A 25,810-nucleotide genomic window follows, 5' to 3' on the forward strand; every position below is an offset into this window, starting at 1 on the left:
TCTAGCGACCCGGGGCAGAGGGCTCCAGCGGCAGGCAAAGAATGGCTCTGAGTCCGCCGCCGTCGCGTGGCAGGAGGTCCAGGCGGCCGTCGTGGGAGCGCATCACCCGCTCGACGATGGCCAGCCCCAGCCCGGCGCCCTTGGTGTTCGAGCGGGCGGCCTCCAGTCGGGTGAAGGGCCGCCTCAACCGTTCGACATCTGCCTCGGGAATGCCTGGACCGCGATCAGCGACCTCGATGGCGACGCCTTCTCCTTGCCGGAAGACACTGACATCCAGCGGTTTGTTCTCGCCGGCGTAGCGCAAGGCGTTGTCTACCAGGTTGGCGAGCGCGCGGCGCAGTGGCAGCGTACGACCAGGAGCGAGGATGGGTTCGGGCATGTGCAGGTTAACGCTCACGCCCCGCAGGCGGTAGGGCTCGATGACGTCCGCCACCAGACCGCAGAGGTCGATCTGCTGCAGTGGTTCCTGTGGATCACCGCGGCCGAAATCGAGGAACTGCCCGATGATGCGGTCCATTTCCTCGATATCTGCCACCATGGCAGTCACCTCGCCCATCGGTGCTCCGGACATCTCCACTCCCAGACGCAAGCGGGCAAGCGGTGTTCGGAGGTCGTGGGATACGCCAGCGAGAATCAAGGCGCGATCCGCATCCGTCCGGGCCAGATCGCCGGCCATCTGATTGAAGGCTCGGGCAACGACCGCGATTTCCTGCGGGCCGCTTTCCGCCTGTTTGGGTGGTGTCTGCCCGCTGCCTACCATGCGGGCGGCACGCGCAAGCTGCCGGAGAGGGGTCCCGATACGGGAGACGATGAGGAAAGCGCCCAGCAGAGCTACCAGCAGGGCAGCGCCTCCCCAGGCAAGCCATTCCAGCGCGTGTGGCTTTTCCAGACGATCCGGCGGAAGCATCACCCAGTACTCGTCCCTATCCTCCGGGTCCAGCCGGAAGCTGACCCAGAACCCTTCCAAAGACTTCCACTTGAGGGCGAAGCGGGTGTGCGCGCCGAGGTGACGGCGCACCTCGGCCATCATCAAGCGCATCGGTCTGTCATTGCCCAAGGGGGCAATCTCATCCGAAGGCTCGGCCGGGTATATACGGATTCCTTCCAGCGCGGCCAGTTCGATCAGCAACTCGGTCCGGCGCGCCGCATCGGCGTTGATCAGCGCGGTCCGTGTGAGATTGACCACGCTGACGACCATCTGCGCTAGATCGCGCGCCCTGGGTTCTTCCTCGAAGTAGCGAAAAATCTGCGACCAGGCGAACAGGGCCAGCGATAGCAGGATTGCAACCAGAAGGAATGTCTGCCACAGAAGGGTACGTGGCAACCAGCCCGCGAGAAAGCGTCCCAGCGCGCGCACCCGGCGCAAAGTCAAAGGGCGCGGCACTTAAAGGTCACTCTTCCTCAGCGGCCTTGGTGTCGTCCGGAACGAAAACGTAGCCGAAGCCCCAGACCGTCTGGATGTAGCGCGGCTTTGCGGGATCGTCCTCCACAAGCTTGCGCAGACGAGACACCTGCACGTCAATGGCGCGATCAAACACCCCATACTCCCGGCCACGGGCGAGTTCCATCAGCTTGTCGCGGGACAGTGGCTGTCGCGGATGCTGGAGCAGGACCTTGAGCAGCGAGAACTCGCCGGTAGTCAACTGAATTTCCTCGCCATCCCGAACCAGCGTACGGGTTCCCAGATTGACCTGGACGCGGCCGAAAGCCACTACTTCGTCTTCGGCTGTCGGCGCTCCTGGCAGCGGCGGAGGCTGGCGACGCATGACCGCCTGGATACGGGCAACCAGTTCCCGAGGGTTGAAAGGCTTGGGAAGATAGTCGTCCGCGCCCATCTCGAGGCCGACGATGCGATCCACATCGTCTCCCTTCGCGGTCAGCATGATGATGGGCATCCGGTTCTCCGCCGCACGCAGGCGCCGGCAGATTGCCAATCCGTCTTCGCCCGGCAGCATCAGGTCGAGCACCATCAGGTCGAAGTGCTCCCGGTGCAGCGCTCGGTCCATGGTCGGGGCATCCACCACCGCCTTCACGGCAAACCCCTGCTCTTGCAGGTAACGGGACAACAGATCGCGCAAACGCGCGTCGTCGTCCACCAGCAGTACGCGATATCGTGTTTTTCCATTCATGGCGCGCATCCTATCCCGTGTCACTTAAACCTTGCCAGTCGCCCTCAGCGGGCCTGCTTCCCGTGCTGGTAACGCTTCGTAAGGCGTTAACCCAGAGGCAACATCCTCTTACAAAAGGCGTAGGGGAGCGTGACATAGTTCTTCCCCCTTGGCAGGGCTTACCGGTATTTTGCTCGACATCTTAAAGACGTGCAGATCCTCCCCCTCCGCCTCCCATGAAGAAGCGTCAGCACATCCCCGGCACTCCTCGATCCTGGAGCGGCCGTGCCGCCAGAAGCCGAGACAGCGCCGTGCTGCTGTTTTGTATGGCGGTCGCGAGTTTCTCTTCTGAGGCTCTGGCCCAGGTATCGGCAGCGCCGCTGCCTCCCCTGATGGCTGGGGAAGCTGGCGCTACTGTCGAGTACCCGGCGCCGGCCCTGCGTCATACCGATCTGCGCCGCGCAATCGCGGCCGATTCCGAACGATCCCCCGAGCCGTCGAGCAAGCGCAAGTTGAGTGCGGAGGAGCGCGATGCACTCCATCGCGACCTGCGCGCGGCAATGCGTGGCGCCTACCCCGAAAGCGAGACGCGTTACCGCGATCCGCGCTGAGCGTTACAACGCTCGGAGGGCTGCCGGTAGAATACCGGCCCATGAATGTTCTCTCCCTAGAAACCTCTTGCGAGCAGGCCAGCATTGCCTTGCTCTGTGGTCAGGACGTCCGCAGTGTCTCGCTTGAAGGCCATAGCAATCACTCTGAACGCATTCTCCAGTCCATCGCTTCGCTTCTGGCAGACGCTGGTATCCGCGCCCGGGACCTGAGTGCGGTTGCGTTTGGCTGTGGCCCGGGAGCCTTCACCGGCCTGAGGCTGGCCTGCGGCGTCGCTCAAGGAATAGCGTTGGGGGCGGGAATCGGAGTGCTCCCTATAGATAGCCTTGCCGCGTTGGCTCTGCAGGGCGGGGAGGGCAAGGTTCTTGCGGCAACCGACGCTCGCATGGAAGAGGTGTACTTCGCCGGCTTTCAGGTGCGTGGGAGTCGTGTCAGTCCTCTGTTCGAAGCGCGTTGCGTGCCGGCTGCGGCCCTTGAGCTTATGGAAGGCGAGTGGCTGGGCATCGGCTCCGCTTTCCGCGCATACCCCGACGTGTTGCAAGGCCGGTTAGGTGAGAGGTTCAGAGGAATAGACGCAGACAAGGTCCCCAGAGCTGAGGAGGTGGCCCGCTTGGCTGCGCCTCGCGTACTCGGGGGAGAATGCGTCTCACCCGAAGAAGCTGCGCTGCTCTACGTTCGTGACAAGGTGGCTTATACCACTGCGGAACGCCTCGCCAGAGGTGGCAAGGCGTGAGCTTTCATGAGTTGTCTCTCCATTTCCGGGGCATGCGGGAGGATGATCTCGACTGGGTTGAACGCGAGGAGCGCGACCTTCATCCCTTTCCATGGACGCGCGGTAACTTTGCCGACTCCCTTGCCGCCGGGCAGGCTGGATGGGTCATGGAGGAAGGGAGGGTGCCGGTGGCGTACGCGGTCGTGTTGCATGTACTGGATGAAGCGCATTTGCTCAACATTAGTGTGTTACGTGCCAGGCAGCGCCAAGGTTTGGGGGCAGGACTGCTCGATTGGCTCGAGAAGGACGCACGCTTGCGAGGCGCCACCCAGTTCTTCCTTGAAGTAAGGCCTTCTAACACGGCAGCCCTATGCTTGTACCAACGTAGCGGCTATCTCCAAATCGGGCGCCGCAAGAACTACTACCCTGCGCTTGCTGGGCGGGAAGACGCGTTGGTAATGAGGAAAGCACTATGAATCCGGCCCTGCCTGCACAGCCTCCGCGACGTGCTGCGATTCTCCGCGAAATTGGGCTGGGCCCCTTGTGGCTCCTACGCAGCCGTGATGCGGCGCGAGCTGAAGCGGCGCTTAAGGCCAAAGCCGCATTGCCCGCCTCGTCGGCTGCCGATGTGGAAATCTCTCCAAGCGCTGCTCGCCCTCAGCCGGCAGCGCCTCAAGCGATTCTTCCGGGCCCTCAGGCCCCGTCGCGCCTGCAACCATCGGCGGTACCTGCTGGCGCTACTGCCGGGAAAGCGGCTCCGCAAAGAGATGCGGGGCGCGAGCAGCGCATTGCAAGCCTCGACTGGGAGGGATTGGAGGAAGAGATCCGCTCATGCAGGGCCTGTGTGCTTTGCGAGCGGCGCAAGCAGGCTGTACCTGGCGTTGGCGATCGTAACGCTCAGTGGATGCTGGTAGGCGAGGGACCCGGCGCCGAAGAGGACCTGCGTGGCGAGCCCTTCGTAGGCCAAGCCGGCAAGCTGTTGGACAACATGCTTGCTGCGGTCGGTCTGAAGCGCGGGGAGGGGGTTTATATCGCCAATGCTGTCAAATGCCGTCCCCCGCATAACCGTACGCCGGAATCCGGGGAGATCGACAGCTGCCTGCCTTTCTTGGCGCGACAGATCGAATTGGTGCAGCCCAAGTTACTGGTGGCGCTGGGGCGCCCTGCTGCACAAGCCTTGCTGAACATGGAGGTAAGAATAGGCGCGGCACGTGGTCACGTCTTCCGCTACCGGGATACGCCTGTATTGATTACCTACCACCCGGCTTATCTGCTGCGCAATCCACAGGACAAGTCCAAGGCCTGGGAGGATCTATGCTTTGCCCGCCGCATCATGGGAGGCCTTCCCCAGCCTTAGTGGCAGCGGTCTTCCAGCAATGCCACGGAATCGAACTCCCGCTGGTTGGCTTCATGCCGGCGCTTGACCAAGAGCATGGAGCTGGCCACGAAGAGGCCGAAGAGCACGATCACCGTATTGATCGACAGCCCCCACATCAGCAGGACCGCGTAGGTGCCGGTCATGATCAGGATGGACAGGTTCTCGTTGAAGTTCTGCACTGCAATCGAGTGACCCGCCCCCATCAAGATATGGCCGCGATGCTGCAGCAGCGCGTTCATCGGCACGACGAAGAAGCCGGCAAGCGCCCCCACGATCACCATCAGCAGCATTGCCAGCGTCGGCCCGGTGACGAAGATCATCAGCATGACTACCAGCCCCATGGCGATACCGAGGGGAATTACATTCACAGCTCGGCGCAACGTGATCATCCTGGCAGCCATCATAGAACCTGCCGCGATACCTATCGCCACCACGCCCTGCAGCATGGAAGCCTTGGACAGGTCGAAATCAAGATTGTGCTCCGCCCACTTGATCACGATGAACTGCAACGTCGCGCCTGCGCCCCAGAACAGGGTGGTAACCGCAAGCGATATCTGGCCCAGACGATCCCGCCAGAGCAGCTTCAGGCAGTGGTTGAAGTCGTGAATCAGGTACAGGGGATTGCTCTTCAGCGGCTTGTGATCAACGCCGGTATCCGGGATATAGACGTTGAAACAGGCGGCCACGACATAGAGCAGTCCGATGGCCAGCACGCTGGCTTCGAACGGGTTGGTCACGCCGGGGAGATGGAGTTGTGCCAGCCAGCCAGCCACGTCACCCCGGATGAGGATCCCGCCCATGACGGTGCCGAGAATGATGGCGCCCACCGTGAGGCCCTCGATCCAACCGTTCGCCACCACCAACAGGCGGTGTGGCAGATACTCGGTAAGAATCCCGTACTTCGCTGGAGAGTAGGCCGCGGCGCCCAGGCCGATCACCGCGTAAGCGAACAGTGGATGGACGCCGAAGAAGAGCATCAGACAGCCGCCGATCTTGATGGTGTTGCTGATCAACATTACCCGCCACTTGGGCATCGAGTCGGCAAAGGCGCCGACGAAGGCGGCCAATGCAACATAGGAGACGGTGAAGAACAGCTTCAGCAGCGGCTCGTATTCGGCCGGTGCGTGCATGTCGCGGAGCAGGGCGATGGCGACGATGAGCAAGGCGTTGTCGGCCAGCGCGGAGAAAAACTGCGCTGCCATGATGATGTAGAAGCCGAGCGGCATCGTCTGAAACGCATGGGCGATTGCGGAAGCGCGGTTTATAACACGAAGCCAGGAAGCGTGTTGTGCGGCGGCACAACGGGAGCTTCGGTCCTCGGTTCGACGGACGCCGATTTGTGATGTAATTGACGAAATAAAACCAGCTTATCGAGAACATGGCCGACCGCAGACTACAAGTCTTCCATGCCGTGGCAAAGCACGGCTCCTTTACCCGGGCTGCCGAGCATCTCTTCATGACCCAGCCCGCTGTGACCTTCCAGATCAAGCAACTGGAGGAGCAATACAACACCCGCTTGCTGGATCGCGGACACGGCAAGATCAGCCTCACCCCAGCGGGGGAGTTGGTGTATGCCTACGCCGAACGCATTCTGGGGTTGAGCGAAGAGCTTGAGTCTCGTGTCGCCGAGCTCACGGACGAACTCTCCGGTGTGCTCAACATCGGCACCAGTACCACGATTGCCGCCTACTGGCTGCCGCCGCTCCTCAATAGTTTCAAGCGCCGTTATCCACGGGTGATTCCGCGGGTGGCAGTGGGCAACTCCCAACTGACGGAAGATCGGGTGGCCGCCCGCGAACTGGATATCGGCCTGATCGAGATCGTCACTGACCAGCCGGCCATCGAACGCCGCAGCGCGGCCCGCGACGAGTTGCTGGTCATCTGCCAACCCGGCCATGCGTTATCCCGTGCCTCTGAGCTCAAGGCACAGGATCTGCTCGAGCATCCCTTCATCACCCGCGATCCCGGTAATGCGATACGTGAGCTTGCCGAAGAGTTCTTCGAAGCCGCCGGCATTTCGACCTCAGAGCTCAACATCACCGCCGAGCTGGGCAGCCTGGCGACGGTAAAGCATCTCGCAGCAGAAGGCATGGGCTACGCCATTGCTTCCAGTGCCGCCATTCGCCGCGACGTGAGGGAAGGGCGGCTGGCCGGCATCCCGCTGGAGCCCCGACTGTATACGCCCCTGGAGGTCATTACCCCACGCGACAAGTTCCGCTCGCGCCTCATCACGACCTTCGCCGACCATGCCTGCGAGGAGTTCGCCCGCATGGCCCAGGGCGGTACGGGAATCGAATAATGGCAAAGAGCAAGACGGCTTTCATCTGCACGGAATGCGGCGCGCAGATGTTGCGCTGGCAGGGCCAGTGTCCTCAGTGCCAGGCCTGGAATACGCTGGTGGAAAGCGTGGTGGAGCAGGGGGGGGCCAGCAATAGCCGCTTTGCCGCGTTGGCCGGCAACGTTGGCAAGTTGCAGCCCCTGTCTGCGCTGGAGCCGAGGGAAGAGCCGCGGACGCTCACCGGCATCGACGAATTCGACCGGGTGCTGGGTGGAGGGCTCGTTTCCGGCGGTGTCGTGCTCATCGGCGGTGATCCTGGGATAGGAAAGTCAACGCTGCTGCTGCAAGCGCTGTCTCACCTCGCCGCGCAGCATCCGGTCGTCTACGTCAGCGGTGAGGAGTCAGGCGAGCAAGTTGCCCTCCGGGCCCTGCGCCTGCAGGTTCGCACTGAAGGCCTGCAATTGCTGCCGGAGATCAATCTTGAGCGCATCCTGGCTACGCTGAATACCGCGAAGCCTCGGGTTGCGGTGATTGACTCAATCCAGACCATCTACTCGGAAGCGCTGCAGTCGGCTCCGGGCTCGGTTGCTCAGGTGCGCGAGTGTGCCGCGCAACTCACGCGTTTCGCGAAGCAGAGCGGCACCGCGCTGATCATCGTGGGCCACGTTACCAAAGATGGCACTCTGGCTGGCCCGCGCGTTCTGGAGCACATCGTTGACACCGTTCTCTATTTCGAAGGCGATACCCACTCAAGCTTCAGGTTGGTTCGAGCCTTCAAGAACCGTTTTGGCGCCGTGAATGAGCTTGGCGTATTCGCCATGACCGAGCGTGGACTGCGAGGTGTCTCCAATCCGTCAGCCATCTTCCTCTCCCAGCACAGCCAGCAGGTACCGGGCAGTTGCGTGCTGGTAACCCAGGAGGGCACGCGCCCCTTGCTGGTGGAGATCCAGGCGCTGGTGGATAGTGCCCACACGCCGAATCCACGGCGGCTCTCCGTTGGCCTGGAGCAGAACCGGCTCGCGATGCTGCTGGCCGTACTGCATCGGCACGCGGGGATTGTCTGCTTCGATCAGGATGTTTTCGTAAACGCAGTGGGCGGCGTGAAGATTTCCGAGCCCGCTGCGGATCTGGCGATCCTTTTTGCCATCGTGTCGTCGCTCAAGAGCAAACCTTTGGACAAAGGCTTGGCGATTTTCGGCGAGGTGGGACTTGCAGGCGAGATTCGACCCGCGCCTCGGGGGCAGGAGCGCTTGCGGGAAGCTGCGAAGCTTGGTTTCACGTCGGCAGTGGTTCCCAAGGCTAATGCCCCCAAGCAGCCTGTGGAAGGCATGCGGGTGTTCGCCGTGGATCGCCTGGAAGAAGCTCTCTCGACAGAGGTTTTCGAATAGGAAGGAGGTTGGGTTGCTTGGCGAACTGCTCGTCCCTGCGGGCAACGTAGTTTACATAATACAAATTATCGCGGTTATAGCTCGGCGGAAAGGAAGCTGTGACCTATGTATCGACTATGCCGCTTTCCATGACTTTTGCTGAAGTGGCCCGATGTATAATCCGCGCCGGCTTCAGCGCTGACGCGTTGATGCGAGGGTGGCGGAATTGGTAGACGCACTGGATTTAGGTTCCAGCGCCGAAAGGCGTGAGAGTTCGAGTCTCTTCCCTCGCACCAGACCGCTTGTATTGCGTCCGGCAGGACAAGAAGAAGAAACGAACACCATATGGAGGGTTGGCCCCATCATGCGACGGCGGCAACTCGGGATGGGCGCACTGCTGGCGGCTATTGGGACTGGTGTGTCGAGTTCCGGCTTGGGGCAGACGGATTCAGATCTCTTCTTTGACGATCTGCCCATCGTCCTTACCGCGTCGCGGATGGCTCAGTCCCCGCTGGATGCTCCTGCTCCTGTGACGGTAATCGACCGCGAGGCCATAGACGCTTCCGGCTTCACCGAAATCCACGACATTCTTCGCCTCGCGCCGGGCTTCCTCGTTGCCGACTGGCCTGACGGTTCGCCGACCATTGCCAATCATGGCGTGGGCGATGCTTACGGACGCCGGATCAAGGTGCTGGTGGATGGGCGGACCATCAACAATCCGCTGTGGGGCAACGTCAACTGGCAGGATATGCCGCTGCGGGTCGATGACATCGAGCGCATAGAGGTTGTGCGGGGTCCCAATGGCGCCGCCTACGGGGCGAATGCGTTTCAGGGCGTGGTCAACATCATCACTCGCGCAACGGCAAGCGAGAGTGGTGCTGCGCTCATCGCGCGTGTCGGCGAACCGAACATCCGTGATGTGGGCGTACGTCTGAACAGCCGCGGCGGCACGCCTCTCGACTGGCGCATCACCGCTTCCCGGCGCACTGCGGATAACTTCGATAGCTATAACGAGCAGTCGTCCGAGTCCATCGTCCGCAAGGTCCTGAATTCACAGTTCTCGGCCCATCTGTCGCCACAGGACTTGATCCGCCTGCAGTTCGGCGTGACAGCCGGGGTCGATCGGCGGGGCTATCCCCCGGCCACCGCGAACAATTACCCCATCCGTTCGGAGAAGCTGGACGAGAGCTATCTGCACGTTGCATGGATACGAAGCTTCGATGCGGAGTCAGAGTTTTCTCTCCAGTATTACCACCAGGGACGTAGCGTCCGCGGGGATTGGCTGGCAGGTAAGGGCAATGATCCGCTGGTCCCGGCAAATGGTGACATAGATACCACCAGAGACGATCTCGAACTTCAACTCACCAGGCGGTTCAATCCGCAGTGGCATGTCTTAGTCGGAGCGGGAGTGCGACGTGATACCGCGGAATCCGAACGCTACTTCTCTACCGGCAGAACTATCGTCGCGCGTCAATGGCAGACCTTTGGCAGCGTGACGTGGCAGCCCGTACAGGCACTTTCGATCAACGCTGGCGGGACCTTCGAGCGTCATGATTACAGCGGCTCCCTGTTCTCGCCTCGCTTAGCCTTTAACTTTGCGCTAACCGAGAACTCCGCTCTCCGACTCTCTACGGGAATCGCCTACCGAGCCCCCTCATTCATGGAGTCGGATTCGTTTGAAACCTTGCAGAACGATGGGAAGATATTGGGAATCTTCTATCGAGCCGGTCTCAAAGTTGAACCCGAGAAGGTCCGTTACAGTGAAATCGGCTATCTGGCCCGCTTTCCCGCCTTGGGGCTGAATGTCGATACGCGTTACTTTCATGAGCGCTACTCGCGCTATCTCGACGACCAGACCTGCAGCTACACGAGTTCCCGTAGAGCCTGTCGGGTTCCGCCGCCCGAGAACTTCGCGAACCCTCCCCGTTCAGATAGGAACTTCATGTTCTTGAACAGTGGCGCCTTCGTGATGCATGGCCTGGAGTTGGGGGTCGATTGGAAAGTCGCGGGGATAGGTCGCGCCCTGCTCTCTCAGGCCTTCGTGAAGATCCGGGAGGATGGCTATGTGCCCGATGCCAGCCTGGTGGACAGTGCGCCCGCCTCCCTCACTTCTCTGCTCTTGATCAAGGAACTGCCACAACGCTGGCGTTTCAGCCTCGGTTACTATCACAATAGTGAAATGTCGTGGCTCAACGACGGTGGCAAGGTGCCCGCCCGGGATCGCTTCGACATAAAGCTCGCGAAAGGCTTTGGTGCGACCGGGTCGGAGGATGAGTTCTCCATTACTGCGCAAAGCCTCGGGGGCGCCTATCCTGAATTCCACGAGGAGAGTTTCCGTCATGAACCCCGCATCTTCGCGTCGCTACGCTTGGGCTGGTAAAGCGGACAGCAACTGCTGAAGTGTGGTCACGACGGTAAGAGGCTCGCTTCTCTTGCGTGGTGGCAGTCTTGGCCCCCTCTTCCCCACCGCCCTCCTCACAGGACAAGAGCCTGGCCGGGGGGCATGCCTTTATTCGTGGGACTAAGGATAGGTGTTGAGGCGGTTTTCCTCACTTTCGCTCAGGCAGCGCGTACTGTTGGTGGCTTTGCTGCCGGCGGCGTTGATCACCTGTGCGGTTACCGTCCTCTTCCTCATCAGTGGTACCCGTGCCCTGGACGAAGGTCTGCGCGAGCGCGGCATCGGTATTGCAAGCTTCCTCGCACCGGCGGCTGAATATGGCGTCATCACCGGTAATCGCGCCAGCCTGGCCAGCCTGCTGCAGGCTGCGTTAGGCCAGCGCGATGTGGTGGCGGCCGCGGTGTACGGAAGCGAAGGCCGGGTATTGGCCGTCAGCGGGCGTCTTACGCCGCTGGAAACCGCGCAGATCGTTGCAGTACGCAAGACGCAGGATTACTTCCCCGAAGGTGGCCGCCTGGCGGTCGTCGTGCCGGTACAGCCGGCACCGCTGGACCTGGACGACCTGTTGCTGCCCGGTGGTGCGCAGGCTCCGAGCTCCGCCCCGGTGGGATGGGTGCACGTGGAGATGGACACGCATCCGCTGACCCAGCGTAAGACGGAAGTCGTACTCAGCACCATCCTTCTGGTTGCCTTCGGCCTGGGGCTCACCGCCACGCTTGCGTTACGGCTGGCCCGCTCGGTGGGCGAGCCGGTGGCACGTCTGGTGGAGGCCGTTACCCAGATCGCCGGCGGCCGGCTGGACGTCACCGTGCAGGACAGCGCCTCCAGCGACGAACTCCGTGCCCTGGAAACCGGCTTCAACGCCATGGCGCGCTCCATCGAGGATGCCCACAAGACGCTGCAGGCGAAGGTAGATGCCGCTACCGCCCAGCTTGCCCACCAGGCGCTGCACGACCCCTTGACCGACCTGCCGAATCGCCGCGCGTTCGAGCAGGCGCTGGAAGAGGCGGTCGCCAGTTCCCGGCGGGCGGGCGACAACTGCGTGCTGTGCTTCATCGACCTGGACCGCTTCAAGATCGTCAATGACAGTTGTGGCCATGCCGCGGGCGATGAGTTGCTCCGCCACATCGCCCGCATCGTCCGCCTGCGGGTGCGCAATGAGGACATGGTCTGCCGCGTCGGTGGCGACGAGTTTGCTCTCCTGCTGCGCCGATGCCAGGGCGGCGATGCCCAGCGCATCGCGGAAAGCCTCCGGGAAGCGGTCGCCAGTTACCGTTTCCATTGGGATGGCAAGCAGTTCTCGGTAGGCGCGAGCATTGGCCTCATCCGTATCGACGGCAGCCTGGACAGTGCCTCCGACGTGCTCGCCGCCGCTGACATGGCCTGCTATGCCGCCAAGAAGAACGGCCGCAACCGCATTGTCGAACACGATCCTGCTTCGGGCTGCAACACCGAGCATGAGGCCCGGGGCGACCTTACGCCTGTACCGGTCGGTAGCCTGGTCCGGGATCGGCTGATGCTGCACGCCCAGGCGGTGCTGCCGCTATGTGGTAGCGAAGAGCCACTGCTCGAAGTGCTCTTGCGTCTGGCGGACGAAGAGGGGCGCCCTCACCCGCCGCAGGCATCGCTCCACCAGTTCGCGTTGAGCGGCACCGCGGTGGATCTGGACGACTGGGTGGCTTCCCACGCTTGTGCGTCCATTGCCCGCCACCAGCGGGAGATCGGGCGCGGCGTCACCCTCAGCTTCGGGCTCAATCTCAGTGAGGCATCCATCCTGGATGCGGCTACTTACCTCGCCCAACTCGGCAACCATCTGCGCCGGCATGCGCTACTGCCCCGCCAGGTCCTGCTGGAGTTTCCGATTTCCATCGCCGAGCAGCAACCCGAGGCCAGTTTGAAGTTGGTGGAAGCCGCGCGCCGGGCGGGTCACCGGGTGGCGTTGGAGCGGGTGGATGGCAACAAGGTGGGCTATCTGAGCGAGCTGCGTCCGGATTACATCAAGATCAGCTTCAAAGGGCTGGTGGACGCCTACGGCCTCGAAGCCGGCTACCGTCTCAGCCAGGCGCTTTGCGGCATGGCGGCGGTGCTGGGAATCAACGCCATCGCCTCCGAGGTGGAGGAAGCCTTCTGGCTGGACAGCCTGGCGGACCTGGGCTTCAGCCATGCTCAAGGACGCGCGATAGCGCTACCGCAGGCCATCGAGGAGTGGCGTCTGCCGGTGCCGCCGCTGCCCATCTGAGCCCTTTCCGCCTCACAGGCGGGGGCGGTTGGCGTAGCCGGTCATTTCCAGATAGCCATGGCCCAGCGCGGTGCCGTCTTCCTGCGTCACCGACACCGCGCCTTCCCAGTACACCGCCCCTGTGGAGCGTCGGCCATCCAGCTCCTGGTCGTCCATCAAGGGGCGAAGATCAAGCCTGCGGCGCCCGCCAGGCAGTTGCAGGCTGATGGACCATTCCACCGGGTATTCGGCGCCTGTCCGCGGCGAGAGCCAACGCCTTCCAGGCTGGAAGCTAACCGCTTGCGGCGGTAGGCGATGCGCCTCTCCTCCCACCTCGCGCACGGTTGCCGCGGCCCACAACGGTTTGCCGGAGCGGTCACGCATCTGGAAGGCCATCACCGCTCCGCCGTCCAGCAGATTCAGGCCAACCCAGTCCCAGCCGGCTGCCTCCGCCGGCATGACCTGGCTGGACCACTCATGGTCCAGCCAGGCGTGGCCTTTCACCGTCCGGCGCTCGCCGGCGATGATGATCTCGCCGGCCACCCGCAGCTGCGGGCGGCTGTAGTAATAGCTGGCGTGCTCCGGCGCGGGAGCCTTGCGGCTGTAGCCGCCCTCGCCGTTGAGCAGCGGCGCACCCTCCGGATGAAGTTCCAGATCGATGCCGAAGGCGGGGTCGCGAGCGATGGCGCGATAGCGACCGTCTTCGAAGGAGAAACGCCAGTCGCCTATCCAGGCGTGGGTACGGCCCTCCTCCGCACCGGCCAGCGGGGGCTGTGCCCGCGCACTGCGCTCTGCATGCAGCAGGCGTCCTTGCGCCGCATCCGCCAGGGCAACGTGGGCGATGATCAGCTGGCTGGGAGCGAACCGGCTTGCGCTGCCCTCGCCGATGCGGCTGCGCACCCGGAAGAAAGTGACCTGGAAGCCGCGCGCCTGGCCGGTCTCATCCTCCAGCCAGCCGGTGGCGTACCACCACTCGGTCCGGTAGGTGGGATGGGCGCCCAGGTCTGCAGGAAAGCTGAAGCTGCGGCCAGGACGGACTTCAGGATAGGGCGCGCCCTCCCCTCCAGGGCCGGCGGCCTCCGCCGCCCCGACGTTCGCCAGCATTAGCAGCCCGAGCAGCATGACGGCCAGCCGCCTCATCACCAGTCCTCCCTGACCGCACGGACCGCCGAATGGCTCATCGCTCTGCGCCCGGCCAGCACCGCGACCGCGGCCGCAAGCGCCACCAGCCCCGTACCAAAGGCGCCCACCGGCAGATAAGGCAGGTGGAAATCCATGCTCCAGTGGAAACTCTGCCTATTGACCACCTCGATCAGTACCCAGGCCACCGCCAGCCCGGCCAATATGCCGGTGACGACGCCCACGCCGGCTGTCCATGCCCCTTCCGTCGCCAGCAGCCGGGCGATGTCCGCCCGCGTCATGCCGAGGTGGCGCAGCATGCCGAACTCGCTGCGGCGGGCGGTGCTCAGGGCGGCGAAGGTGGTGGCAACGCCGAACAGACCGATCAGCACCGCAACCGCTTCCATCAGGTAAGTGATGAAGAAGGTGCGGTCGAAGATCGCCAGGGTGATGCGCCGGATTTTGGCCGGTACGGCGATCTCCAGCGTGTCCGCGTCGAAGCGCTCCCGGATGGCTGCCGCGACCTGGCCAGGCTCGATCGCGGGAGCCAGCCGCAGAGCGAGGTCGTTCACCCGCTCGTCGCCGGTGAGCCGGATGTAGCACTGGCGGTCGATGACCACCGAGCCGTTTTGCCGCGCATAGTCGCGCCAGATGCCGGCGACCATGAAGCGTTGCGGCTCCCCGGCCAGCGGCAGTTCCAGGGGCTGCCCGACCGAGAGCTGGTGCAGATCCGCCACCGCCTCGGAGATCCACGCCGGCTGGCCGCTGCCCTCATAGGCCAGGCTGCCAGCCACCAAGGGCAGGCCCCAGCCGCTATGGACGGCGCGGGCGATCAAGGTGACAGCGGGCCGTTGGGCATCCAGCCGCACGCTGTCGGCACGCACCGCATCCGTCGAGGCCACGCCGGGCACGGCGGCGATGCGGGCGACGTCTCCCGGGGTGAGGAAGCCGCTGCCGCTGCCCAGGGAGGCGCGCACATAGAGGTCGGCCGGCAGCACCGCATCCAGCCAGTGATCCACCGACGAGCGGAAGGAGCTGACCATGATCGCCATCGCCACTGCCAGCGCGACGCTGGCCACCACGCCGGCACTGGCGACCACCGCTTGGCCGGGGGCCGCAGCCAGCCTTGCGGTGGCCAGCCTGAGCACCGGCGAGCGCCGCGGTTGCAACAGCGCGGTCAGTCCATGGCTTGCGACAGGAACCAGCATCACCGCGGTGACGAGCAGGCAGGCAATCGCCAGATAACCGCCTGCAGGCACGCCCTGCCAGGGCGGTAGTTGGCACAGGAGGAAGGCCGCCAGCAAGAAGCCCGCGGCGACCCCGGGACGCGCGCGCGCGACCAGGGCCTCGCTTGCTCCCTCGCCCGCATGCAGCCCGCGTGCTACCGGAATGCGCAGGCTGGCGGCAGCCGGCGCCCAGGTGCCGGCCACGCCGGCGAACACGCCGAGCAGCAGGTAGGCCGCGCTGGCCAGCGGCGCGAAGACCAGCGCCGGCCTCAGGCCGGAAAAATAGCCGGCGCCGAGGTCAGCGCCGACGAAACGGAAGGCGAGCGCGGCCAGCCCGTAGGCCAGCCCCACTCCAGCTGCTCCGCCGACCAGGCCCAGCACCGCTCCTTCTGTAAGCAGGCCGCGCATCAGGCTGCGCCGCGTCATCCCCAGCGCCAGCAGGAAGGCGAATTCCCGGCGGCGCCGGACGACGGACAGAAACTGGCTGGAGAATACAAGGAAGCCACCAGTCAACAAGGCGATTGCCGCCAGCATGGTGAGGTTGACCCGATAGGCGCGCGACAGTAGGTCGGCTTCGCCCGCCGCCGCGTCGGCAGGCCGCAGCACCACGCCGGCCGGCAGCAGCGGCTGCAGCGCCCGCGTTGCTTGCGCCCTGTTCGAGCCGTCCGCCAGGCGCAGGTCGATGCGTGTCAGCCGGCCCAGCATGCCGAAGCGCTCCTGGGCAGCGGCGATGTCCATCACGCCCAGCACTTGGCCGGCAACACCCGGTATATCGCCGGCGACTCGGAGACGCTGCAGTGTGGTGCCGGCCTGCAGCATCAGCCCGGCGCTTTCGTGGAGTTCCTGTCGCGCGGCGGCACTGAGAAAAACCGCGTCCGGGCGCAGTGTGGCGAAGGTGTCATTGCCCTCGGCGGAGGGCATCAGCTCCGGCTGGATGCCGGCGAGGCGGAAGACGTCGATACCAAGGATCCTGAGCGTGCCCTCGCGGCCAGGCATGCGTGCATCCACCTCGACCACCGGGCTGGCTGCCGCAACCTCGGCGCGCTGTGCCAGCTGGAAATACAACTGCTCGTCGAAGCCGGTGCGCGGGCCGACCACTTGCAGATCCGCTCCGCCGGCAAGCTGGCGGATACCGCGGCCGAACTCGCCCAGCGCCGCATCGTGAATCAGTTGCACCGCCAGCCCCAATGCCACCCCCAGCGCGATCGCCAGCAAGGACAGCGCACTCGCCAGACGGCGGCGCTTCAGGCTGGCGAGGAAGATGCGCGGCAGGACCGGGCTCATCCCTCGTCCGCCGGCAGCAGGCCGCTCTCGCTCAGGCGCAGGATGCGATCGCAGCGTGCCGCGGCGCGGCGCGAGTGCGTCACCAGGATGCCGGCCGCGCCGCTGTCGCGGATGCGGGCCAGCAGCAAGTCCAGGACGTCGTCGGCGCGGGCGGGGTCCAGGTTGCCGGTGGGCTCGTCGGCCAGCACCAGTTGCGGGTTATGAACCAGCGCACGGGCGATGGCGACGCGCTGCTGTTCTCCGCCGGAGAGGCCCGCCGGCCAGTCAGCTGCGCGATCCCGCAGCCCTACCCGTTCCAGCATCGCCAGCGCCTCCCGCTCGGCCTGGGCGGCGGGGCGCTGCAGCAGCCAGAGTGGCAGCGCCACGTTCTGCGCCAGCGTGAGGTGCGGCAGGATGTGGAAGGCCTGGAAAACGAAGCCGAAGCGTTCGCGGCGGATGCGGGCATAGGCATCGTCGTCCAGGCCGGTGAGCGTGGTGCCGCCAAGTCGGAGCTCGCCGTCGTCCACCGGCTCCAGGCCGGCGAGGCAATTCAGCAAGGTGGATTTGCCGGAGCCCGACTCCCCCACCACCGCCACGCATTCGCCGGCGGCGATGCGCAGTTCCAGGCCGCGGAACAGGCTGCGTTCGGCGTCGCCCGGCCGGCGTTTCGAAAGGCGAGAGATTTCCAGCATGCAGGGCAGTTTTGTCGGAAACCTTCGCTTATACTCCGGCCGCCCTTCCGCGCCAACCGCATGCCCGTCGACCACTACGAGAATTTCCCCGTCGCTTCCCTGCTCCTGCCGGCGCGCCTGCGCGAACCGGTGGAGGCCATCTACGCCTTCGCCCGCGGCGCGGACGATGTGGCCGACGAGGGCGACGCGACAACCGAAATCCGCCTCGCCGGCCTGCAGGCTTTCCGCGATGGCCTGGATCGCATCGCCCGGCAGGAGCCCCCTGCCGCAGGAGCGCTGGCGCCGATGTTCGCGCGCCTGGGCAAGGCGGTCGCCGACCACCGGCTGCCGCTGCTGCCGCTGTACGACCTGCTGGATGCCTTCGGCCAGGATGTGGTCAAGATCCGCTACACCGACTTCGCCGAGTTGCTGGACTACTGCCGCCGCTCCGCCAACCCGGTCGGCCGCCTGCTGTTGCATCTTTACGAGGCGACGGATGAAGTCTCCCTGCGCGATTCGGACCGCATCTGCAGCGCACTCCAGCTCATCAACTTCTGGCAGGATGTGGCGATCGACTGGCGCAAGCCGCGCATCTACCTGCCGGCCGACGACATGGCGCGCTTCGGCGTTACCGAGGCCGACATCGCCGCCGCCCGCTGCGACGAACGCTGGCGCGCCCTGCTTGCCTTCCAGGTCGGGCGTGCCCGCGAAATGATGCTGCAGGGCGCCCCCCTGGCCCATCGCCTGCCCGGCCGCATCGGCTGGGAACTGCGCCTCATCGTGCAGGGCGGGCTGCGCATCCTGGAAGGCATCGAAGCCGCCGGCTATGACGTATTCCGCCGCCGCCCGGAGCTCGGCCGCGCAGACTGGCTGCGCATAGGCTGGCGCGCGCTGCTTTCCCGGCCCCGCTCGTCCGGCAGCACCCATGTACAAGGACAAGGATGACCTCCGCCTCCCCTTCCACCTGTTCCGCCGCGCCCCTCGCCCACGCCGGCCAGCTCAGATGAATCCGCACGACTATTGCCAGGACAAGGCCGCCAAGAGCGGTTCCAGCTTCTACTACAGCTTCATGTTCCTGCCGCCGGAACGACGCCAGGCCATCACCGCGCTCTACGCCTTCTGCCGCGAGGTGGACGATGTGGTGGATGAGTGCAAGGACGTCTCCCTCGCCCAGACCAAGCTGCAATGGTGGCGGCAGGAAGTGGAGCGGGTGCACGGCGGCGAGCCGACGCATCCGGTGGGCCACGCGCTCAAGGACGTCGGCAGCCGCTTCTCCATGCCGCGCGAACAGCTGCTGGAGATCATCGACGGCATGGCGATGGACCTCAGCCAGACCCGCTACCTCGACTTTAAGGGCCTGCAGCTCTACTGCTACCGGGTCGCCAGCGTGGTTGGCCTGCTCGCAGCCGAGATCTTCGGCTACAAGGACAGGCAGACGCTGAAGTACGCCCACGACCTGGGCATGGCTTTCCAGCTCACCAACATCATCCGCGACGTCGGCGAGGATGCCCGCCGTGGCCGCATCTACCTGCCGATCGAAGACCTGCAACGCTTCGGCGTGCCGGCCAAGGACATCCTCGAGGCCCGCTACAGCGACGCCTTCCGCGAGCTGATGCAGTTCCAGGCCCAGCGCGCCGAACAGTTCTACGACCAGGCCTTCGCCCAGCTGCCGGCCGGAGATCGCAAGTCACAGCGCCCCGGCCTTATCATGGCCGCCATCTACCGCGCGCTGCTGAAGGAGATCGCCGCCGACGGCTTCAGGGTGCTGGATCGCCGTACCTCGCTGACCCCGCTGCGCAAGGTCTGGCTGGCCGGCTGGACCTGGATGAAGGGCTGAAGCGATGAGTGCCCCGACCGCCGCAGTCATCGGCGCCGGCTACGCCGGCCTGGCCTGCGCCGTCGAACTGGCGCGGCGCGGCGTGCACGTCACCGTGTTCGAGCGCTCCCACACCCTGGGCGGCCGCGCCCGGGTGGTGCACAAGGACGAATGGCTGGTGGACAACGGCCAGCACATCCTGGTCGGCGCCTATCGCGAACTCACCCGCCTGCTCCGCCTCACCGGCGGCACGCCCAAGCAGTTGATGCACCTGCCGCTCACGCTGCATGTACCCGGCCGGCTGGATCTGCGCGCAGCGGCCGGCTTGCCGGCGCCGCTGCATCTGGGCATCGGTATCCTGCGCGCCCGCGGGCTGGGCTGGAGCGACCGCTTCGCCATGCTGCGGTTGATGCGCGGGCTGAAGAAGTCAGGCTTCAAGGTCGCGCCGGGCGCCACGGTGGAAGGCCTGCTGCGGCAGTACCGGCAGTCGCCGCTACTGTGCGAACTGATCTGGGCACCGCTGTGCATCGCCGCGCTGAACACCCCGGTGGAGGAGGCCTCCGCCCAGGTCTTCGTCAACGTGCTGCGCGACTCCCTCGCCGCGGATGCCGCCGCCAGCGAGCTGCTGATCCCGCGGGTGGATCTGTCCGAGCTCTTCCCGGTGCCGGCGGCCCGCTACCTCGCAACGCGGCGCGGACGGCTGCGCACCGGCAACGCCATCGAGGCGATCCGGCCCACGCCGGAGGGTTTTCTGCTGGAGGGCGACCCCGGCGGCAAGCCCTGGCGCCAGGTGGTGCTGGCCACCGCGCCCTATCACGCCGGCGCCCTGCTCGCCTCCACCGGGGCCTGCGACCGGCTGGCCAAGCAGATCGACGAGCTGCCGCACGAGCCCATCGTCACCGTCTACCTGGCCCTGGGGCCGGGCCAGCACCTGCCCGAGAGCATGATCGGCCTGTCGCAAGGGCCGGCGCAGTGGGCATTCGACCGTGGCCGCCTGGGCGGCCGGGATGGGCTGATCGCCTGCGTCATCAGTGCCCATGGCGCGCACGAGGCGCTGCCGCGGGACGAGCTCATCCTGGCGGTGCATGCCCAGCTGGAAAGAGAGCTCGGCCGCCGGCTGCCGGCGCCGGTCTGGTCCCAGGCCATCGTCGAGAAGCGGGCGACCATCGCCTGCCGGCCGGGCGTGTTCCGCCCCGGCATACGCACGCCACTTGCCGGCCTGTGGCTGGCCGGAGACTACATCGAATCGGACTATCCGGCGACGCTGGAGTCGGCGGTGCGGTCCGGCGTGGCTTGCGCGGAAGCTGTCTGGGGGCAACTGGAGCGCGGCGGCTGAACGGCCACCGCGCCAGGACTTCAGTGGCTTGCCGCCACCGCTTCGCTCAACTGGCCGGCGCTCATGCGTAATACGCGGTCGCAGCGGCTGGCCAGGGTCTCGTCGTGGGTCACTAGCAGCAGGGTGGTGCCGGCCTCGCGGTTGAGGGAGAACATCAACTCGACGATGGCGCGGCCGGTTTCGGCGTCCAGGTTGCCGGTCGGCTCGTCCGCCAGCAGCAGCCGCGGCCTGGCGGCAAAGGCGCGGGCCAGGGCCACCCGCTGCTGCTCGCCGCCGGAGAGGTGCTTGGGGTAATGGCGCAGGCGCGGGCCAAGGCCAACCCGCTCCAGCCATTGCGTCGCCTGGGCGGAGGCGTTGTCCGCGCCGGCCAGCTCCAGCGGCAGCATCACGTTCTCCAGCGCGGTCAGCGCCGGCAACAGCTGGAAGGACTGGAAGACGAAGCCGACCGTCTCGCCGCGCAAGGCCGCGCGGGCGTCCTCGTCCAGGGCGAAAAGGTCGCTGCCCTGGATGCGCACGGTGCCGCTGGCGGGAACGTCCAGTCCGGCGAGCAATCCCAGCAAGGTCGATTTTCCCGAGCCGGAGGCGCCGACGATGGCCACCGACTCCCCCGCGCGGACGGCGAAGCTGACGTCGCGCAGGATGTGCAATTCACCTTGTCCGTCGGCCATGGGAACGTGTTTGCCCAGGCCTTCGACTTCGATGACCGGAATGGAGAACTCAATGCCGCTGCGATCCATCTTGACCTTCTTGTTCGTTGTCTTTACCAGTTCCGCGCAAGCGGCAACCATATTGGTGTGGGGCGACAGCCTCTCCGCCGGTTACGGCCTGAAGAGCGGCGAAGCCTGGCCCACCCTGTTGCAGACGCGCCTGGTGCAGGAAGGTTTCCGCTACGAGGTCGTCAATGGCAGCGTTTCCGGCGAAACCTCCGCCGGCGGTCGCTCCCGCCTGCCGGCCGCGCTGCAAAGGCACAAGCCGGACATCGTGATCCTCGAACTGGGCGCCAACGACGGCCTGCGCGGGCTGAAGCCCGCGCTGATGGCTGACAACCTCCGCGCCATGGTGCAGGCCTCGAAAGCCAGCGGCGCGCGCGTGCTGATGGTGGGCATGCAGATGCCGCCCAACTACGGCCCCGCCTACACCCGCAACTTCAGCCAGGCCTTCGTCGATGTAGCGAGCGGCGAGAAAATCGCCTACGTGCCCTTCCTGCTGGAAGGTTTTGCTGACAAGGCGGAGTGGTTCCAGGCTGATGGCGCGCACCCGACCGCTGCCGCGCAGCCCACGATTCTGGAAACCGTCTGGCAAGGTCTGAAGCCCTTGCTCAACGCGCGCGCCGGAAAGTAGGCCTGAAAACGCGGAGGCGCCTTCCGGCGCCTCCCCATGCTCGAGCTTCGCCGGCTCAGCCGATCACCACCTCCGCGTCACCCGCTGCCAGGCGGCCGATGACGGCGCCGCTTTCCCCCTGTACTTCCGCGATCGCCGCTTGCACCTCATCCACCGCGGAGTCCGCGCAGGCGATCAGCAGGCCGCCGGACGTCTGCGGGTCGGTGACCAGCTTGCGCTTCCACTCCTCGGCCTGCGGCGGCAGTCGTACCGAGGCTCCGTAACTCGCCCAGTTACGGCTGGAGGCACCGGTGGCGACGCCATCGCGCACCAGGTGCAGCGCTTCGTCGATGACCGGCAGGCGGTCGAACTCCAGCCGGGCTTCGAGGTTCGCGCCGCGGCACATCTCCAGCAAGTGGCCGGCGAGGCCGAAGCCGGTGACGTCGGTGATCGCGTGCACGCCGTCGATGTGGGCCAGGCGGGCGCCCACGCGATTAAGCGTGGTCGTCCACTTCACCATCTCGGCATAGCCTGCGGGCGTGAGGATGCCCTTCTTCAAGCCGGCGGAAAGAATGCCCACTCCCAGCGGCTTGCTCAGCAACAGCACGTCGCCCTCGCGCGCACCGGCGTTGGTGCGTACCCGCGCCGGATCGACCACGCCGATGCCGACCAGTCCGTAGATGGGCTCCAGCACGTCAATGGAATGGCCGCCGGCAACCGGAATGCCCGCCTCCCGGCAAACCGAGGCACCCCCCTCCAGGATGCGGCCGATCACTTCCGGCGGCAGCTTGTCCAGCGGCATGCCGACGATGGCCAGCGCCATGATGGGCGTGCCGCCCATGGCGTAGACATCGGACAGGGCATTGGTCGCAGCGATGCGGCCGAAGTCGTAAGGATCGTCGACGATGGGCGTGAAGAAATCGGTGGTGGCGACCACCGCCTGGCGGTCGTTCAGGCGATAGACCGCGGCGTCGTCCGCGGTATCGGTGCCGACCAGCAAATCTGCCGGAAGCACGCCGGCCGGCATGCGGGCGAGCAGATCGCTCAGCACGCCAGGCGCGATTTTGCAGCCGCAGCCGCCGCCGTGGGAAAATTGGGTGAGCTTGATTTGATCCATGAGAACGAGGCGGGAAAGCCGGAACCGGCGCCCGAAAGTATGCGAAAAGGCGTTGCGACCGTAGCACAGCTGTCTTCCTTTGACGAGATCATCGACGTCCGGACACCGGCCGAGTTTGCCGAAGATCGCATCCCTGGCGCGATCAACCTACCTGTGCTGGACAACCAGCAGCGCATCATCGTCGGCACCCTGTACAAACAAGTCTCCGCCTTCGAAGCCCGCCGGGTTGGCGGCGCCATGGTGGCTGAGAACATCGCCCGCCACCTCGCCGGCCACCTGGCCGACAAACCGAAGAACTGGCGCCCGCTGCTGTACTGCTGGCGGGGCGGCATGCGCAGCGGCTCCTTCGTCACCTGGATGCGCATGGTGGGCTGGGACGCCTGTCAGTTGGAGGGCGGCTACAAGACTTACCGCAACCACGTCATCGATGGCCTGAACGGGCTGACCTCGGCGTTGCGCTTCGTGGTGCTCTGCGGCCCGACCGGCAGCGCCAAGACTCGCGTGCTGGAGGCGCTGGCCGCGCGCGGCGCGCAGGTGCTGGATCTGGAGGCGCTGGCGCAGCACAAGGGCTCGGTACTGGGCGCCATTCCTGGCGCCGAGCAGCCGAGCCAGAAGGCTTTCGAGACGCAGCTGCATCATGCGATGCGCGGATTCGACGCGGGCCGCCCGGTATTCGTCGAGGCTGAGAGCCGCAAGATCGGCCGCATCCAGTTGCCGGAGCCGCTGGTGCTGGCCATGCGGGCTGCGCCCTGCGCGGTCCTGGAGGCCAGCCGCGACGCCCGGCTCGCCTTCCTCGTACGGGACTACGCCTACCTCGGCGACGATGTCGGCGCCCTGCAGGCGCGCCTGGAGCGGCTGAAGGAACTGCAGAGCAAGGAGACCATCTCGCGCTGGCTCTCGCTCGCCGAGGCCGGCGCCTTGCCACAGCTTTTCAGCGAGTTGATGGAGTTGCATTACGACCCGCTGTACAGACGCTCGCAGGCCAGCCACTTCAGCGCCTTCACCAGTGCGCCGCGCTTCATCACTGAAGATCTTTCGGCCGCCGGCATAGCCCGCCTGGCCGAAGACATCCTCGCCACCCGGCTCGGCGAGCGCCCTGGCGGCTGATTGAGGCCGCTGGCCAGGCGCCTGGCCCGGCCAGCGGGTTGCATCAGACCAGCGTGAGCGTCACATCGATGTTGCCGCGGGTGGCATTCGAGTACGGGCAGACGACGTGCGCTTTCTTCACCAGGTCCTCAGCAACGCCAGCGTCCACGCCCGGCAGCGAGATTCGAAGTTCCACCTCGATGCCAAAACCCGTGGGGATGGCGCCTATGCCAACCTGACCTTCTATCCTGGCCTCCGCCGGCAGCGCCACCTTCTCCCGCGCGGCGACGAATTTCAATGCGCCAAGGAAGCAGGCGGAATAGCCGGCGGCGAAAAGCTGCTCCGGGTTGGTCCCTTCGCCACCGGCTCCGCCGAGTTCGCGCGGCGTCGTCAGCCTGATATCGAGCACGCCGTCCGAGGACTGCGCGCGACCGTCGCGGCCTCCAGTGGCAGTTGCAGTGGCGCGGTAGAGGACTTTTTCGATGGACATGATGAACTCCTTTCTAGGGGGGGATGAGCCGGCATCATGCAAATGATGTCGGAGTAAATTGATGCGATTAAATAGTGTGCTATGTATTTGCGAAAAAAAAAACGGATTGCCTATCCACTGCGCATCAGATTACGCCTCAGGGTTTCCAGCTCGTTCTTCAGGCCGAGGAGCTTGTCCGGCTCGCAGTCGGTGGCACATAGCACGCCGGCTGGCACTGCAGTCGCCCGATCCTTCAGCGCGCGCCCTTCCGGGGTCAGGGTGATGATGACCTGGCGTTCATCGTTGGCGGCCCGCTGCCGTTTCAGCAGGGCCGCGGCTTCGAGGCGCTTGAGCAAGGGTGTCAACGTCGCAGAATCCAGGAAAAGGCGCTCGCCGATCTCGGACACCGTCACCCCCTCACGTTCCCACAACACCATCATCACCAGGTACTGGGGATAGGTAAGGTCCAGTTCCTTCAGCAGCTTGCGATACACCTTGTTCATCGCCAGCGCGGTGGAGTAAAGCGCGAAGCAGAGTTGGTGATCGAGAAGCAAGGAGGGCGTGGTTTTTTCTGGCAGCGTCATGGCGAGTAATTTACATAGTGCGCTATTAAATAGCAAATTTATTTCATGTCACCGTCCGAGCTTGACCGCCTCCCTGCCTTCGCCCCTGATCGCGCATATGCGCTGGATCACTGCCGGCTTGGGAGTTTCCACTTCGCCTTGCTCAAAAGCCACGATGCTCCAGCCCTGCCCCAGGCGCGCCAGCAACTCGTTCGGCGCAAGCAGGAATTCCGGATTGCTGGGTTTGCCGAAGCGTTCGTTGCCCTGCATGAAGGTTTCGTAGATCAGCACGCCGCCCGGGGAGAGCATCGCCAGCATCAGATCGAAGCGCGGCCGGAAGAGGTAGTTGCATACCACCACCGCGTCGAAGCGGCGGCCGCCGTATGGCCAAGGTCCCTGCTCCAGGTCCGCCTGACGGGTGCGCAGGTGCGGCGCACCCTGCAGCAGTTCCAGCGCCACGCCGTCCTTGTCCACCGCTTCCACCCGGAAACCGCGCTGCGCCAACCAGCGAGCATGCCGGCCGCCGCCGCAGGCGTAATCGAGAACCTCGCCGCCGGCGGCGATCAGGGGGGCAAAGCGCATCACCCAGGGAGAAGGTGTGGCCAGGCTGGTATGCATAGGGCAATCCTCAGAAAGGAAGAGCGCACCTCGCCGGCCTGCAGGTCGAGACGAGCAGCGGGTGGAATGCGCTTGGCTAGTGCTCCCGGCCCTGAACCGGAAGACGCCTGGATTCTAGCAAGCCCGCCTGCCGCCCCT

General features: G+C 65.2%; 24 protein-coding genes and 1 tRNA gene. 14 read left to right on the forward strand and 11 right to left on the reverse strand.

The genetic code is table 11. From position 1 onward, the window contains the following. Position 1: 1 nt before the first annotated feature. On the reverse strand, positions 2–1,384 hold the full coding sequence (locus tag C7389_RS04540; protein ID WP_425455555.1) for an ATP-binding protein: 1,383 nt from the start codon (positions 1,382–1,384) through the stop codon (positions 2–4). Positions 1,385–1,391: 7 nt separating this feature from the next. Continuing rightward, entirely contained in the window at positions 1,392–2,129 is a 738-nt protein-coding gene (gene ompR, locus C7389_RS04545) for an osmolarity response regulator transcription factor OmpR (RefSeq protein ID WP_133588835.1), read from the reverse strand. Positions 2,130–2,344: 215 nt separating this feature from the next. On the opposite strand from ompR, the gene C7389_RS04550 reads away from it, so the two are divergent. From C7389_RS04550 to C7389_RS04565, 4 genes are read left to right on the forward strand one after another with little or no spacing between them, the layout of a single operon-like run. Beyond that, the gene (locus tag C7389_RS04550) at positions 2,345–2,719 is read left to right on the forward strand and encodes a hypothetical protein (protein WP_133588837.1); all 375 of its coding nucleotides are present in this window, start codon (positions 2,345–2,347) and stop codon (positions 2,717–2,719) included. 41 nt (positions 2,720–2,760) lie between these two features. Beyond that, on the forward strand, positions 2,761–3,450 hold the full coding sequence (gene tsaB, locus C7389_RS04555; protein WP_133588839.1) for a tRNA (adenosine(37)-N6)-threonylcarbamoyltransferase complex dimerization subunit type 1 TsaB: 690 nt from the start codon (positions 2,761–2,763) through the stop codon (positions 3,448–3,450). A gap of 32 nt (positions 3,451–3,482) precedes the next feature. Further along, on the forward strand, positions 3,483–3,905 hold the full coding sequence (gene rimI / locus C7389_RS04560; protein ID WP_133589299.1) for a ribosomal protein S18-alanine N-acetyltransferase: 423 nt from the start codon (positions 3,483–3,485) through the stop codon (positions 3,903–3,905). Next, positions 3,902–4,786, forward strand: coding sequence for a uracil-DNA glycosylase (locus tag C7389_RS04565; RefSeq protein ID WP_133588841.1), 885 nt, complete (start codon positions 3,902–3,904; stop codon positions 4,784–4,786). The genes rimI and C7389_RS04565 overlap by 4 nt, the downstream gene beginning before the upstream one ends. Here C7389_RS04565 and lplT read toward each other — a convergent pair. Beyond that, positions 4,783–6,033: a lysophospholipid transporter LplT gene (lplT, locus tag C7389_RS04570; protein WP_133588843.1), complete on the reverse strand. Its 1,251-nt coding sequence runs from the start codon at positions 6,031–6,033 to the stop codon at positions 4,783–4,785. The genes C7389_RS04565 and lplT overlap by 4 nt on opposite strands. 152 nt (positions 6,034–6,185) lie before the next feature. On the opposite strand from lplT, the gene C7389_RS04575 reads away from it, so the two are divergent. The 5 genes from C7389_RS04575 (at position 6,186) to C7389_RS24800 (ending at position 13,089) form a co-directional block, all read left to right on the forward strand. Beyond that, entirely contained in the window at positions 6,186–7,106 is a 921-nt protein-coding gene (locus C7389_RS04575; protein ID WP_133588845.1) for a LysR substrate-binding domain-containing protein, read from the forward strand. Continuing rightward, complete coding sequence (gene radA / locus C7389_RS04580) at positions 7,106–8,473, forward strand: DNA repair protein RadA (RefSeq protein ID WP_133588847.1); 1,368 nt, start codon at positions 7,106–7,108, stop codon at positions 8,471–8,473. Before C7389_RS04575 ends, radA begins: the two co-directional genes overlap by 1 nt. Positions 8,474–8,663: 190 nt before the next feature. Continuing rightward, positions 8,664–8,748: transfer RNA gene (locus C7389_RS04585), tRNA-Leu, on the forward strand. A gap of 89 nt (positions 8,749–8,837) precedes the next feature. Further along, positions 8,838–10,832, forward strand: a complete 1,995-nt coding sequence (locus C7389_RS04590) for a TonB-dependent receptor plug domain-containing protein (RefSeq protein WP_246034631.1) — start codon at positions 8,838–8,840, stop codon at positions 10,830–10,832. Positions 10,833–11,031: 199 nt separating this feature from the next. After that, on the forward strand, positions 11,032–13,089 hold the full coding sequence (locus C7389_RS24800; RefSeq protein WP_246034647.1) for a diguanylate cyclase: 2,058 nt from the start codon (positions 11,032–11,034) through the stop codon (positions 13,087–13,089). Between the two features lie 12 nt (positions 13,090–13,101). Here the strand turns inward: C7389_RS24800 and C7389_RS04600 are convergent, their stop codons facing one another. The 3 genes from C7389_RS04600 to C7389_RS04610 are packed head-to-tail and all read right to left on the reverse strand — an operon-like array spanning position 13,102 to position 17,368. Beyond that, positions 13,102–14,208, reverse strand: a complete 1,107-nt coding sequence (locus tag C7389_RS04600) for a lipocalin-like domain-containing protein (RefSeq protein ID WP_246034632.1) — start codon at positions 14,206–14,208, stop codon at positions 13,102–13,104. Beyond that, on the reverse strand, positions 14,208–16,697 hold the full coding sequence (locus C7389_RS04605; protein ID WP_133588850.1) for an FtsX-like permease family protein: 2,490 nt from the start codon (positions 16,695–16,697) through the stop codon (positions 14,208–14,210). Before C7389_RS04605 ends, C7389_RS04600 begins: the two co-directional genes overlap by 1 nt. Beyond that, the gene (locus tag C7389_RS04610; protein ID WP_133588852.1) at positions 16,694–17,368 is read right to left on the reverse strand and encodes an ABC transporter ATP-binding protein; all 675 of its coding nucleotides are present in this window, start codon (positions 17,366–17,368) and stop codon (positions 16,694–16,696) included. Before C7389_RS04610 ends, C7389_RS04605 begins: the two co-directional genes overlap by 4 nt. A gap of 60 nt (positions 17,369–17,428) precedes the next feature. On the opposite strand from C7389_RS04610, the gene hpnC reads away from it, so the two are divergent. Genes hpnC through hpnE form a run of 3 tightly spaced genes read left to right on the forward strand, consistent with a single transcriptional unit; the run spans position 17,429 to position 20,499 of the window. Beyond that, entirely contained in the window at positions 17,429–18,292 is an 864-nt protein-coding gene (gene hpnC, locus C7389_RS04615) for a squalene synthase HpnC (protein WP_133588854.1), read from the forward strand. 58 nt (positions 18,293–18,350) lie between these two features. Beyond that, positions 18,351–19,184, forward strand: coding sequence for a presqualene diphosphate synthase HpnD (gene hpnD / locus C7389_RS04620; protein ID WP_133588856.1), 834 nt, complete (start codon positions 18,351–18,353; stop codon positions 19,182–19,184). A gap of 4 nt (positions 19,185–19,188) precedes the next feature. Beyond that, positions 19,189–20,499, forward strand: coding sequence for a hydroxysqualene dehydroxylase HpnE (gene hpnE / locus C7389_RS04625; RefSeq protein ID WP_133588858.1), 1,311 nt, complete (start codon positions 19,189–19,191; stop codon positions 20,497–20,499). Between the two features lie 20 nt (positions 20,500–20,519). Here hpnE and C7389_RS04630 read toward each other — a convergent pair whose 3' ends face one another. Next, positions 20,520–21,236, reverse strand: a complete 717-nt coding sequence (locus C7389_RS04630) for an ABC transporter ATP-binding protein (protein WP_133588860.1) — start codon at positions 21,234–21,236, stop codon at positions 20,520–20,522. On the opposite strand from C7389_RS04630, the gene C7389_RS04635 reads away from it, so the two are divergent. Further along, positions 21,220–21,840, forward strand: coding sequence for an arylesterase (locus C7389_RS04635; protein ID WP_133588862.1), 621 nt, complete (start codon positions 21,220–21,222; stop codon positions 21,838–21,840). The genes C7389_RS04630 and C7389_RS04635 overlap by 17 nt on opposite strands. Before the next feature lie 55 nt (positions 21,841–21,895). Here the strand turns inward: C7389_RS04635 and selD are convergent, their stop codons facing one another. Beyond that, on the reverse strand, positions 21,896–22,936 hold the full coding sequence (selD, locus tag C7389_RS04640; protein WP_133588864.1) for a selenide, water dikinase SelD: 1,041 nt from the start codon (positions 22,934–22,936) through the stop codon (positions 21,896–21,898). 39 nt (positions 22,937–22,975) lie between these two features. Here selD and mnmH point away from each other — a divergent pair, with 39 nt between their 5' ends. Continuing rightward, positions 22,976–24,043, forward strand: coding sequence for a tRNA 2-selenouridine(34) synthase MnmH (gene mnmH / locus C7389_RS04645; protein ID WP_133588866.1), 1,068 nt, complete (start codon positions 22,976–22,978; stop codon positions 24,041–24,043). 43 nt (positions 24,044–24,086) lie between these two features. Here the strand turns inward: mnmH and C7389_RS04650 are convergent, their stop codons facing one another. The 3 genes from C7389_RS04650 to C7389_RS04660 form a co-directional block, all read right to left on the reverse strand. Continuing rightward, positions 24,087–24,512, reverse strand: a complete 426-nt coding sequence (locus tag C7389_RS04650; RefSeq protein ID WP_133588868.1) for an organic hydroperoxide resistance protein — start codon at positions 24,510–24,512, stop codon at positions 24,087–24,089. Between the two features lie 110 nt (positions 24,513–24,622). Further along, positions 24,623–25,075 carry a MarR family winged helix-turn-helix transcriptional regulator gene (locus tag C7389_RS04655; protein WP_133588870.1) on the reverse strand — a complete coding sequence of 151 codons (453 nt, stop codon included), beginning with the start codon at positions 25,073–25,075 and terminating at the stop codon, positions 24,623–24,625. 48 nt (positions 25,076–25,123) lie between these two features. Next, positions 25,124–25,672, reverse strand: a complete 549-nt coding sequence (locus C7389_RS04660) for a class I SAM-dependent methyltransferase (protein ID WP_133588871.1) — start codon at positions 25,670–25,672, stop codon at positions 25,124–25,126. Between the last annotated feature and the right edge of the window lie 138 nt (positions 25,673–25,810).

The sequence above is a fragment of the Azoarcus indigens genome, from assembly GCF_004361735.1.
GTDB lineage: Bacteria > Pseudomonadota > Gammaproteobacteria > Burkholderiales > Rhodocyclaceae > Azoarcus > Azoarcus indigens.